At 68.6% G+C, this 11779-nt stretch carries 8 protein-coding genes and 1 pseudogene; 5 read left to right on the plus strand and 4 right to left on the minus strand.

Annotation, left to right across the window (positions count from 1 at the left end):
• From ACP4J0_RS19455 to ACP4J0_RS19465, 3 genes are all read right to left on the minus strand, one after another.
• On the minus strand, positions 1-2798 hold a 2798-nt coding region (locus ACP4J0_RS19455), incomplete at its 3' end, for a type I polyketide synthase (protein ID WP_426599937.1).
• Complete coding sequence (locus tag ACP4J0_RS19460; RefSeq protein ID WP_426599938.1) at positions 2795-3784, minus strand: ACP S-malonyltransferase; 990 nt, start codon at positions 3782-3784, stop codon at positions 2795-2797. The genes ACP4J0_RS19455 and ACP4J0_RS19460, both read right to left, overlap by 4 nt.
• Before the next feature lie 209 nt (positions 3785-3993).
• Positions 3994-5118: a 50S ribosomal protein L11 methyltransferase gene (locus ACP4J0_RS19465; protein ID WP_426599939.1), complete on the minus strand. Its 1125-nt coding sequence runs from the start codon at positions 5116-5118 to the stop codon at positions 3994-3996.
• 274 nt (positions 5119-5392) lie between these two features.
• Between ACP4J0_RS19465 and ACP4J0_RS19470 the strand changes: the two genes are divergently transcribed.
• Positions 5393-6847: a class I adenylate-forming enzyme family protein gene (locus tag ACP4J0_RS19470; protein ID WP_426599940.1), complete on the plus strand. Its 1455-nt coding sequence runs from the start codon at positions 5393-5395 to the stop codon at positions 6845-6847.
• 57 nt (positions 6848-6904) lie between these two features.
• On the opposite strand, the gene ACP4J0_RS19475 is transcribed toward ACP4J0_RS19470, so the two are convergent.
• The gene (locus ACP4J0_RS19475) at positions 6905-7666 is read right to left on the minus strand and encodes a thioesterase II family protein (RefSeq protein ID WP_426599941.1); all 762 of its coding nucleotides are present in this window, start codon (positions 7664-7666) and stop codon (positions 6905-6907) included.
• A 693-nt stretch (positions 7667-8359) separates the two neighbouring features.
• On the opposite strand from ACP4J0_RS19475, the gene ACP4J0_RS19480 reads away from it, so the two are divergent.
• The 4 genes and pseudogenes from ACP4J0_RS19480 (at position 8360) to ACP4J0_RS19495 (ending at position 11678) form a co-directional block, all read left to right on the plus strand.
• Complete coding sequence (locus ACP4J0_RS19480; protein ID WP_426599942.1) at positions 8360-10018, plus strand: flavin monoamine oxidase family protein; 1659 nt, start codon at positions 8360-8362, stop codon at positions 10016-10018.
• 57 nt (positions 10019-10075) lie between these two features.
• A pseudogene (locus tag ACP4J0_RS19485) lies at positions 10076-10417 on the plus strand (integrase core domain-containing protein); the annotation flags it as partial.
• Positions 10418-10674: 257 nt separating this feature from the next.
• Positions 10675-11277: a CGNR zinc finger domain-containing protein gene (locus tag ACP4J0_RS19490; RefSeq protein WP_426599943.1), complete on the plus strand. Its 603-nt coding sequence runs from the start codon at positions 10675-10677 to the stop codon at positions 11275-11277.
• A 5-nt stretch (positions 11278-11282) separates the two neighbouring features.
• Positions 11283-11678: an SRPBCC family protein gene (locus ACP4J0_RS19495; RefSeq protein WP_426599944.1), complete on the plus strand. Its 396-nt coding sequence runs from the start codon at positions 11283-11285 to the stop codon at positions 11676-11678.
• The last annotated feature ends 101 nt before the right edge of the window (positions 11679-11779 follow it).

The following is an 11779-nucleotide window of genomic DNA, read 5'->3' on the forward strand; positions in this document are numbered from 1 at the left end:
GCTTCCGCCCACTCCAGCAACCGGGCCGCCTGAGCACGCACCGCCTCCGCCGACTTACCCGACACCACCCACGGCACGACCCGCTCGGGGCCGGGCCATGGGTGCCGGTACTGGAAGGCGGAGGGCTCACGCATGTCGTCGACGCCGGACAGCTTTTGCCACTGCACGGGAACACCGCGGACGTACAGTTCCGCCAGCGCGGCCATGAACGCCTGTGCGTCCCCCGGGCGCAGTGTCACCGTGTCGGCAGAGTCGGCAGCGGTCGGCCCGAGGGCCAGCACCGTCGCCACACCGGCTGTACGCAGCACTTCCAGGCCGTCGGACACATCCGCCGACTCAAGGAGCCCGCTCGCCCAGTGCTCGGGCGAGGCGATCTCCTCAGCTGAAACGATCCGCCCGGCCACGATCGAAATGCGCGGAGCGGAATACGTGAGCACCCTGGCGACCCAGCGCATCTCCTCCAGCACGGCGCCGGTTCGGGAACCGGCAGCGGCGAGTTCGCTCGCCAGCCTGCCGCGCGCTGCGGACAGCGCGGCGGCGTCCGCCAGGGAGAGCACCCCGGCAACATGGGCGGCGGTGATCTCGCCGGAGCCCTGCCCGATGACGTGGTCCGGAACGACGCCGAAGGACTCCAGCAACCGGGCCAGCGCGACCTCGACAGCGAAGGCCGCGGGCTGCGCCCAGGCGGCGTCGTCCAGTGCCTCGTCGACGTGCAGGGTCCCGAGAAGCATCGGCTTCAACGGGCGGGGCAGGTGGACGTCGAGCTCCGCGCACACGGCGTCGAGGGCCTGGGCGAAGACCGGGAACCGTTCGGACAGCCCGATTCCGGGCAGCTCGGTCGCGTCGCCCGTGAACAGGAACGCGGTGTGTCCCTCGCTCACGCGTGCGCTCGTCACGTTCGGTGCTTCTTCTCCGGCGGCCAGGGCGCTCAGGCCACGGCGGACTGCGTCCGCGTCCGTGGCGACCACCGCGGCTCGGTGGGGCAGCCATGTCCGGGCGGTCGCCGCCGAGGACACGTAGTCCCGCACGGAAGCGAGGTCCGCGTGGGCCAGTGTCTGCGCCTGGGCACGCAGGGATTCCTGGTCCAGGGCGGACAGCAGCACCGGCCCGGTCACGGCCTGCCGCTCCGCCGGAGCGGTGTCGGGGGCTGCCTCGAGGATCAGGTGTGCGTTGGTGCCGCTGAAGCCGAACGCGGACACCCCGGCGCGGCGCGGTCGCTGCGTACGCCGCCACTCGCGTGCCGACCGCAGTAGCTCCACCGCGCCGGACGTCCAGTCCACGCGGGATGACGGCTCATCGGAGTGGAGGGTGCGCGGCATGACTTCGTGGCGCATCGCCATCACCATCTTGATGACGCCCGCCACACCCGCCGCGGCCTGGGTGTGGCCGATGTTGGTCTTCAGCGACCCCAGCCACACGGGCTCCGTCCTGCCCTGGCCATAGGTGGCGAGCAGCGCCTGCGCCTCGATCAGGTCTCCCAAGGCGGTGCCGGTGCCGTGCGCCTCGACGACGTCGACCTCGGAGGGCGCGACGCCGGCGTTGGCGAGCGCCTGGCGGATGAGCCGCTGCTGCGCGCGACCGCTGGGCGCGGTGAGGCCGTTGGTGGCGCCATCGGAGTTGATCGCGGAGCCGCGCAGGACCGCCAGGATCTGGTGTCCGTGTCGCCGGGCGTCGGAGAGTCGTTCCAGGACGACCATGCCCACGCCCTCGCCCCAGGCGGTGCCGTCAGCGCCCTCACCGAAGGCCTTGCACCGGCCGTCGGCGGCGAGTCCGCGTTGGCGGCTGAATCCGAGGAAGCCGCCGACGGTCGCCATCACGGCGACACCTCCGGCCAGTGCCAGGTCGCACTCGCCGCGGGCGAGGGACTGCGCGGCGAGGTGCAGCGCGACCAGGGAGCCCGAGCACGCGGTGTCGACCGTGAGTACCGGGCCCTGGAGCCCCATCGCGTAAGCGATCCGGCCCGAACCGACACTCGAGGCGTTGCCCGTGATCAGGTAGCCCTCGGCACCGTCGCGTGCGTGGACGAGCTTCGGGCCGTACTCGTGGTCCTCCATCCCCACGAACACGCCGGTCGCGGACCCTGCCAGGGCCTTCGGGTCGATCCCGGCCCGCTCAACGGCCTCCCACGAAACCTCCAGCAGCAGCCGCTGCTGTGGGTCCATCGCCTGGGCCTCACGCGGTGAGATCGCGAAGAACTCGGCGTCGAAGTCCGCGGCCCCGGTGAGGAAGCCACCGGAGCGCACATAGGTCTTGCCCGCGCGGTCAGGGTCGCTGTCGTAGGACCCGGCCACGTCCCAGCCGCGGTCGTCCGGGAAGTCCCCGATGGCGTCGGTCTCGTCCAGCACCAGCTGCCAGAGGTCCTCGGGTGAGCCCACCCCGCCGGGGAACCGGCATCCCATGCCGACCAGGACGACGGGGTCGTCGGCGGTGGCCCGCTCGTGGCGTACGGGGGCGGCGGTGTCCTTGTCGCCGAACAACTCGTGGGCGAGGAAGTCCGTCAGATCGGCCGCGGTCGGTTCGTCGAACGCCATCGACACCGGCAGGGACAGGCCCGTCGCGGCGGTGAGGCCGCGGTGCAGGTCGACCGCGGCCAGCGAGCCCAGCCCCAGGTCCGCGAACCGCTGTTCCGGCTTGACGCGCTCCCCGTCCGGCAGCTGAAGGACCGCGGATATCTGCGCTACGACGAGGTCCAGCAGCAGGTGCCGGGCCCGCTCCGGGGTCACCCGGTGCAGCCGTGCCAGCAGGTCCTCCGGTGCCTCGGGTCCCGAAGGCGTCGACGACGGGGCATCGGTGGTCATGCGGTTTCTCCAACGTGGGACGGCGAGGGCAGCAAGGCCGACTTCGGGTCGACCTTCACGACGTGGAAGTGCCGGACAGTGGTGTCCAACCGGGAGAAGAGTGCGTCTGCTCCGGTGAAGTGGACGGTGTGCACTCCCCGGGCGACGAGGGTGCCGACGACAGCGCGCCAGTCGAACGGCCGGTTGAAGGTGTCGAGCAGCATCGTGCGCATGGCCTCGGCCGTGTCGACGATCGAGCCGTCCTGGTCCTTGACCACGGTGATCCGGGGCGCGCGGATGTCGAACCCGGAGAAGACGTCCTGCTCCATCGCGTGGCGCAGTTCGCCCAGGAGGGTGGCGTGGGCGGGCGGGCGCATGGTGTACATGGAGTAGCCGCCGATCCGGCTGATGGCGGTCTTGAAGTCGTCGAGGAGAGCCTCCCGCATCGACACCATGGCGAACCCGCGGTCGAGGTCGCCCGAGACCTCCAACCAGTCGCCGCGCCCGGTCCACTCGGCGAGCAGTTCGGCCAGCCGGTCCTCCGGTACGCGTGCGACGGTGTGGGTGACCAGGTCGGTATGTCGTGTGAGGAAGTACTCGCGTTCCCGGCGCGCGATCCGGGCGGTCAGCCGGATTCCATCGGCGAGGTCCAGGGCGCCGGAGTAGACGGCGGTGGGGCGGAGACCGAAGCTCGGCCCCGCGCATAAGAAAGGCCGCGCGCCTGACTGTGTTTCCGCCCGCTCGGCGAGCGCGAGCGAGCTGATGAGGGACGCGACCTGCGCCGCCTCGGAGTAGTCGTCGTCCGCGGAGTCGCGGAAGCGTTGGAGCAGCGAGTAGCCGAGCACCTCGTCGGCGACGCGCAGCCGGGGGCGGGCGAACCGGTCCAGAACGAGGAACTTCCCCAGGGCGGCGAAGGTCGTTCCCGCCAGTCCCGGGAACACGACCGCGCTCGTCTGCTCGCCGGGGCGAGGTGCCCGGGTCGCCGGGCGGCCGGTGGGGCTGGGCATCGTTCCTCCATATGCGGGGTGGACCGCCGGTGGTTCGCCGGCGCCGCGGTCGGTGGCGGCACGACGCTGTACCGACATGCAGGGGAAAGGAGCCACGGCCTTGGTCCTCGTGGGCGGGTCGGATTCGGCTCCGCGCAGGCTGAGCCGGTCTCAGTGCCTAAAGGCGTTGCATTTGTCTCTGGTCCCAGTTCTGGAGCTGAGGGGGAGTCTCAAGTTTCTGGGAACAGCGATCGGTAGAACGGCGTCGAGCGGAAGCCATGCTGATGGTGTGCCGAACTCCAGCGCAACGGCACTGCTGGACCGACGTCACGGCGCAGCTTGCCCGTCAGCGCGTAGTCGGGGTGTACGCCGTCGTCGCTCATCGCCGTGGTGAACTGGAACTCGAACCGGTCGCCCGGCCGCACCGGCAGGCCTGCCTCTGACAGCGGGGCGTACACCGGGGTCCAACTGCTCGGCTGGACCAGGGAGTCGAGCGGCTCGTCGCCTTCGGCCACCCACAGGCGCATGCCCAGCGCGAGCCCGTGGAAGCGGCCCCGCCGCGTGAATGTCAGCTCGGCCCGGTCGACACCCTCCGGTCGCAGTTCACCGTTGAACTCGAGCGGCTCCACCTCGGCTGTGTCGGATACGTACGACCGTTCCTGCGTCTGCGGGTCGTCCTGCAGTCCCACGAGGCACACCCGCAGGTCGAAGGGGCGGCCCACCGAAGCGAACACCTGCTCCACATAACGGAAGGTGAACAGGGGGAAGCTGGGCAGTTCACCGGCCGCCGCACTGGTCAGGTCCAGCGCCACGGCCGTGGTGACGCTGCGGTGCGGGATGAACACTCCGCCGGGCTTCACCAAGCGCTCCCGAGCGTCCCGCAGCACCGCGCCCGCGCCCTCGGAGCCGCCGAGCGTGCCTATGATCTCGGAGACACACATGTCGACGGGGTCGGCGAGCTCGATCTCGGTGGACAGGCCTTCGACCACGGTGATCCGGTCGGCGAAGCCGGCCTGTTCGATGGCCTCCCGGGCGATCTGCGCGGACTTGGGGATGACTTCCACGGCCCACACGTGCCGCGCCCCGGCGCGGGCGGCGGCCAACGCCCACACCGCGTCCTGCCCGGTGCCGATGTCGAGCACCGTCCGCCCGGGTGCGTAGCGTCGGACGGCTTCGGCATAACGACTCATCCGCAGCTCGTCCTTGAGCATCTGACCGTATGCGAAGTCGTCGTACAGGGGGTACTCGCCGATGGAGGGGAACAGCCACACCGGCGGGTTGGACTCGTAGACGCATGCCCGGACGGGCACGGTGTGCCCGGAGGTAGCTAACTCGGCGATGAAGGAACGAGCCACCTGCAAGTCCTTTCCCTGGACGACGACCGGCCGGTCGGAGCCAGCCGCCGTACTGATCAACACCAGCATGCCACGCCCCGGAGCCAGACCCAACAATTAGTTAAACTTGGCGAGTTGCCGCGATCGAAGCGGGTCAGGTTTTATGGACGACATGATCGAGGACCACTACTCTGAGCGCTCAGTCACGGCCGATGCGTGTCGTGCGCTTCAGCGACGACTGTTGATGGGACGCGCCAACGTGCGGTGACCTCCACGGAACAGCGGGGTGAATTCCATGGCCGCGAAAATCTTCGCCGCCGATTCGGCCGAGACTTTGACGGATTTCGAGCAGAAGGCTCTCGCCATCGCCGACACCCTGCGTGCGCGGGGAGTACACACCGGCACGCGGGTCCTGCTCAAGGCGGGAAACTCGACAGGTTTTGTAGGCGCGTTACTGGCTCTGATGCACATCGGCGCGTCGATCGTACTGGTGGACCAGCAGGAGAAGGCCGCCGAAACGGAACGTATCCGAACCCAGGCCAGGGCAAAGGTCGTCCTGGTCGACGACGATGCACCGGTGCTCGACGGCGATGAAGTCGCCTCCCTCTACGAGCTGCTGGCCGTGTCGGCGGGACGGACGCCCACAGATCGCACCCTTGACTTCACCGCGTGGTCCGCGCTGCCCGACGGACTGATCATGTGGTCGTCCGGCTCCACCGGTCAGCCCAAGGGAATCGTGAAGAACGGCGGCCGGTTCCTGAAGAACCTCGAACGCAACGCGGAACAGGTCGGGCACACCTCCGACGACGTGCTGCTGCCGCTGCTGCCCTTCAACCATCAGTACGGGCTGTCGATGGTCCTGATCGCGTGGATCGTCCGCTGTTCGCTGGTGATCGCCCCCTTCCGCCGATTAGACCGCGCACTGCGCATCGCCGGGTACACGGGCGCAACCGTCCTGGACGCGACACCGGCGACGTACCGCTCGATCCTGAACATCCTCGCGAAACGCCCCGCGGCGAAAGCATCCCTCGGCACGGTCCGCATGTTCTGCAGCGGCGCCGCCGCGCTCGACCCCACCCTCAACCGCCGTTACGTCGACGAGTTCGGCCTGCCGCTGCTCGACAGCTACGGCAGCACCGAACTGGGCAATGTGGCGTTCGCAACACTCGACAACCCCGTGGCCTGCGGAACGGTGCTGGACGGGCTCGCCCTGAAGGTGGTCGGCGACACCGGCGAAGTGCTGTCCTCGGACGAGATCGGCGAGGTGCTCGTTGACTGCCCGGACATGATGCTCGGTTACCTGAACCCCGACGGCGACCTCGACTCCGTCCCCCAGGGCTGGTTCACCACCGGCGACCTCGGCTACCTCGACGACCACGCCAACCTCCACGTGATTGGCCGCAAGTTGGCGGTGAACCGCAACGGCTACACCCTCTACCCGGAGATCATCGAACGCAAGATCGCCGACCGGGGATGCTCAGCCAAGATCGTCTCCATGCCCGCCGCGGACCGGGGCTGTTCCCTCGTCTTCTTCGTCGAAGATGAGCAAGCCCGCGACGCCAAACACTGGCAGGCCCTCATCAAGGCGGTCCTGCCGCCCTGGGAGCAGCCGAACCGTCTGCATGTGCTCGACCGCTTCCCCCTCAACGCCAACGGCAAGCCACACAGGCGAAAGCTCGAGGAGCTCGCGGACCAGCTGTTCTCCCAGCCCGACCAAGGCCATGGCCAGGAGGCCTTCGGCAGCTCATGACGACCGCGAACACCGCGCCGAGGCGGCGGTGTTCTGCTCGGCCTTGCGAGCGGCGGCTCAGCCCCTCCGAGCGGCGGCGGCCAGCTCTTCAGAGACAAGCTTCATGATCCGTTCCTGATGACTCGCCAGGAAGAAGTGGCCGCCGGGGAAACGGTGAATGCCGAATCCACCAGTGGTGTGCCTTTCCCAGGCGTCCGCTTCTTCCCTGCTCGTCCTCGGGTCGGCATCACCGGTCAGTACCGTGACGGGGGCCAGCACGGTGTCTTCAAGTGCGGCGCGGTAGTTCTCGATCGCGGTGTAGTCGCTGCGAATGGCAGGCAGCACCATGCGGAGGATTTCCTCGTCACCGAGAATCCTCGAGTCAGTTCCGCTGAGTGCACGCATTTCCGCAACGATCCCGTCGTCGTCCCGCAGATGCACTGTCTCGTGGCGGAAACTCGAGGGTGAGCGCCGTCCGGAGGCGAAGATCCGCACCGGTGAGACGCCATGGTCGCGCTCCAGCCTGCGGGTCACCTCGAAGGCCAGAACCGCGCCCATGCTGTGGCCGAAAAGAGCCAGTGGCCTGTCCAGCCATGGCACGAGTTCCGCGGTGAGTCGGTCGGCGTAGACACCGATGTCGGTGATCCCGGGCTCATCCCTGCGATCCTGTCTGCCGGGGTACTGCACCGACAGGACATCCACCGCCGGAGCCAGCGACTGGGACATGGGAAAGTAGAAGGGGGCCGAGCCGCCGGCATGCGGCAGACAGACCAGCCGGATCGGGCTTTCATCCGAGGGGTGATAACGGCGAACCCATCGGCCGGTATACAGCTTCTCCATCAAGGGGCCAGAAACTCCCTGTTCAAGTCCAAAAGACCGTCACACGCATCCAACGCTGCGAGCATATACGCGCCACGAACCGCGACGGGGCTCGGGACGACATGCCGGCGCACCAAGAAGCCCTCGGGGTCGGGGCCCGTCCAGGGCGCAGGCGTCACGGGGACCCCTTGCGCGGAAGCCGACCGCCTGGTTGCCAGGCCCTGGTACGACGCCGCGGCGCGCAGTACACCGCGTCCGAGCTTTCGAACCGAAGACTCCAGGCGCCCACCGAGGCTGCGGCTCAAGCCACCGCGTCCGGCAGGGGTCAGGAACAGGCAGGCCTGATCTCACGGCGGTCGAACGTCCAGTGAACCCCTGAACCCTGAACCAGTCAAAATGCACTCGTGGTCGGGGAGTTGGTTACGTTGCCATGTCAACGGCACTGGTACAGTGCGCATGCCGCCTACACATAACGGGGTTTGGTCGCCTCCCACCCGGCACAGAGACAGGGTGTGGTGTTTCCAGGTGTCAGTGGAGCGTCGTCAAGGAGCTCGTCCGAATCGATCGGCTTCGCTTCGAGGGCGTCTGAACCGCACTCGCGCATACGGTGACGGAGTTCCCGTACGCAGAATCGAGGCGTGGCTGGTGCGGCTCCGGCAGTCAGGCGATGTGGGCGATATCGACATGCCGTCCGGCGCCCAGGAGGTTCACGCCATGATGTCTGCACCTACGTCCGCCACGACGATGCTGGTGCCGGACTTTCCTTTCTCCTATGACAGTTGGTTACGCCATCCCGTCGGCCTCGGCACCCTGCCGAGCGCCGTGCACGGCACCGAAGTCGCGGTCGTCGGTGGCGGAGTGTCCGGCCTCACCGCGGCATACGAACTCCTACGCCTGGGGCTTCGTCCGGTCCTCTACGAAGCGGAGCAGCTGGGCGGCCGGATGCGCTCCATGCCTTTTCCCGGAAATCCGGAGTACAAGGCAGAGATGGGTGCGATGCGCTTCCCCCTCTCCGCGAGGTCGTTGTTCCACTACATAGACCTGCTGGAGCTGCGCACCCGCCCCTTTCCCAACCCGCTGGCGCCGACCACCCCGAGCACGCTGATCGCCCTGAACGGCGGTCGCGACCGGGCGCGCAGGCCCGACGAGCTCCCGGACCTCTACCATGGGGTCGCCAGCGCCTGGGAGAAAGCGCTGCAGGAGCGGGCCGACTTGGCCGTGTTGCGTGACGCCGTGCAACGGCGGGACGTCATCTCGCTCAAGGCGCTCTGGAACCGACTGGTCGCGGAGTTCGACGACCAATCCTTCTACGGGTTTTTGGCCACCTCACCCACCTTCCGGTCGTTCCGGCACCGGGAGTTCTTCGGCCAGGTCGGTTTCGGCACCGGCGGATGGGACACCGACTTCCCCAACTCGGTGCTGGAGGTGCTGCGTGTCGTAGTCACCGGGGCCGACGACAACCAGGTCGGCATCATCGGCGGCTCCTCCCAGGTGCCGCACGGGCTGTGGGAGCACCGGCCGACGACGCTCACGCATTGGCCGAAGGGCACCTCGCTGGCGTCACTGCACGACGGCCGGCCACGCCCCGCGGTCACCCGGCTACGGCATACGGCGGACGGCATACGGGTGACGGACGAGGACGGAGAGGAGCGGGGGTTCCCCGCGGTGGTCTTCAGCCCGCACGTGTGGACGCTGCTGCACCAGATCGACTGCGATCCGGCGCTGCTGTCCACTCCGCTGTGGACGGCGGTGGAGCGGACCCACTACATGGGCGCCTCCAAGCTGTTCGTCCTGGTCGACCGGCCGTTCTGGCGGGACATCGACCCGACGACCGGCCAGGATGTGATGAGCATGACGCTCACCGATCGGCTGCCGCGCGGGGTCTACCTGTTCGACGAGGGGCCTGACCGGCATGCGGTGATGTGTCTGTCGTACACCTGGAACGACGACTCGTTGAAGGTCGCCACGCTCTCGGCCGAGGAACGGCTGAAGGCGTTGCTGACCCAGCTGGGCGCGATCTATCCGGGTGTCGACATCCGCTCGCACATCGTCGCGGAGCCGCTGACCGTCACCTGGGAGACCGAGCCCCGCTATATGGGGGCCTTCAAGTCGAATCTGCCCGGCCACTACCGCTATCAACGACGACTGTTCACCCAGTTCATGCAGGACGGGATGGACCCGGAGCAGCGCGGATTCTTCCTGTGCGGGGACGACGTCTCCTGGACCGGGGGTTTCGCCGAGGGGGCCGTGACCACGGCGCTGAACGCCGTGTGGGGGGTGCTGCACCATCTGGGCGGCGCCACACATCCGGAGAATCCCGGCCCCGGCGACCTCTTCGATGTCTTCGCCCCGCTGGAGCTTCCATACGACTGACCGCGCCCGGCATCTCACCGAGTTCGACCGCCGGCGCGCCGCTGGCCTTCGACGGCCGCCGCAGCCTTCTTCGCCGCACAGGGCATCGACCGCGTCGAGCGGGTGCTGACCGACAACGCCTGGCCCTACCGCAAGAGCTTCGCCTGGCGCGATGCACTGGCCGACCTCGGCGCGAGGGGCAAGCTCACCCGCGCCTACCGGCCGCAGACCAACGGCAAGGTCGAACGCTTCAACCGGACCCTGCTGGACGAGTGGGCCTACCTGCGGCCCTACACCAGCAACACCGAACGAACAGCAGCCCTGGCAGACTTACTGCACACCTACAACCACCACCGCAGCCACACCTCACTCGACGGCCACCCACCCATCACCCGCGTCAACAACCCTGCGGGTCAATGGGGCCTATGCCGCACGGTACGGCGGGGCCGGTGTCCTGAGCAGCGTATGAGCCCGTTCCCGGTGCCGGAGAACCCATGCTCCGCGAACCGGGACCGGACTCAAGCCACGCAGAACTCGTTGCCCACCGGTCCTGCATGATCCGCCAGTGCCCGGCCGGCCCTCGGTTCACGCGCGTCGAGTCCGCGAGGACGGAGGCGTTCGTGCTGTCGATGACCAGCTTCCGACCCAAGGGCCAAGTAACCGGTTATATTGGTTACATGGACGTCTCCGCAGCCAAGGGGCTGACGCTGTGCTCCCACACCGGCGTCGCCTACCGGTTCGGCCCCGGCGCACTGTGCCTGGAACTGCTGATCACCGGCGGCCCCGGCTCCTACCGCCGGCACGAGGTCCTGCACGAGCCCGCCGACCTGGCCGCCTGGGCAGACCGGTCGCGACTGACTCCGACGCCCGCGCTGGACATCTCCCAAGCAGAAGTGGCCGACACACGAGGACTGCGCGACGCACTGTTCCGGGTGATCATCGCCCACACGCGCGGCGAGCCTCACCCGCCCCGCGACCTGGAGGCCATCATTGAAGCAGCCGCTCGTCCGGCCATGGCCCCCGCCATCACGCCGGCCGGGAAGCGACAGTGGGCCGGAACCCCCACCGGAACGCACCTGGCGTCCACCGTCGCCCGGGACGCCGTCGAGCTGCTGACCGGCCCCTTCGCGCACCGCGTCCGCACCTGCGCCGCAGAGGACTGCCACCTCCTCTACGTCGACACCTCACGCCCCGGCCGCCGCCGCTGGTGCTCCATGGAGCACTGCGGCAACCGCCACAAGGTCAGGGCGCTGCGCGCCCGCCACACCGAGGAAGGATGACCGTCATGCCCACAGGACTCACCAAGGACGTCGGCTGGCAGATCGGCGTGTCCCGCACCCTGCCCCGCCCCGCAGGCATCGTCTGGGACTTCATCAGCAGTCCCGAAGGCATCGCCCTCTGGCTCGGCCCCGGCGCGGTCCTCGCCCCGGAACGTGGCACCCCTTACCGGACGACCGAAGGAGTGGCGGGCGAGGTGCGCGGCTACCGCCCCGCAGACCGCATCCGCGTCACCCACGGCACCACCACGGTCCAGGTCGCCCTCACCCCCGCATCGGACGGAGCCCGGACGCTGCTCCGTTTCCACCAGGAGCACCTGGCAAGCGCTGAAGAGCGCGAACGGCAACGGGCGCACTGGCAGCACGTCATGGACCAGGTCGCCACCGCCCTCAACCGGCAGTGACAACGGCGTGCAACACCTGACCGGAAACCGGCACACACCGACACACACCGAGATACCGGACTCCTCTCACGATAAGCCGCGCCGGCGGGGACAGTTCTCCT

Origin of the sequence: Streptomyces sp. WG7 (genome assembly GCF_049975785.1) — a bacterium.
GTDB lineage: Bacteria > Actinomycetota > Actinomycetes > Streptomycetales > Streptomycetaceae > Streptomyces.

What these genes read in the sequence shown, in the direction of transcription:
- ACP4J0_RS19495 (WP_426599944.1), top strand. Translation starts at nt 11,283, where the DNA reads ATGCCCACAGGACTCACCAAGGACGTCGGCTGGCAGATCGGCGTGTCC.
- ACP4J0_RS19490 (WP_426599943.1), top strand. Translation starts at nt 10,675, where the DNA reads ATGGACGTCTCCGCAGCCAAGGGGCTGACGCTGTGCTCCCACACCGGC.
- ACP4J0_RS19470 (WP_426599940.1), top strand. Translation starts at nt 5,393, where the DNA reads ATGGCCGCGAAAATCTTCGCCGCCGATTCGGCCGAGACTTTGACGGAT.
- ACP4J0_RS19460 (WP_426599938.1), bottom strand. Translation starts at nt 3,784, where the DNA reads ATGCCCAGCCCCACCGGCCGCCCGGCGACCCGGGCACCTCGCCCCGGC.
- ACP4J0_RS19480 (WP_426599942.1), top strand. Translation starts at nt 8,360, where the DNA reads ATGATGTCTGCACCTACGTCCGCCACGACGATGCTGGTGCCGGACTTT.
- ACP4J0_RS19475 (WP_426599941.1), bottom strand. Translation starts at nt 7,666, where the DNA reads ATGGAGAAGCTGTATACCGGCCGATGGGTTCGCCGTTATCACCCCTCG.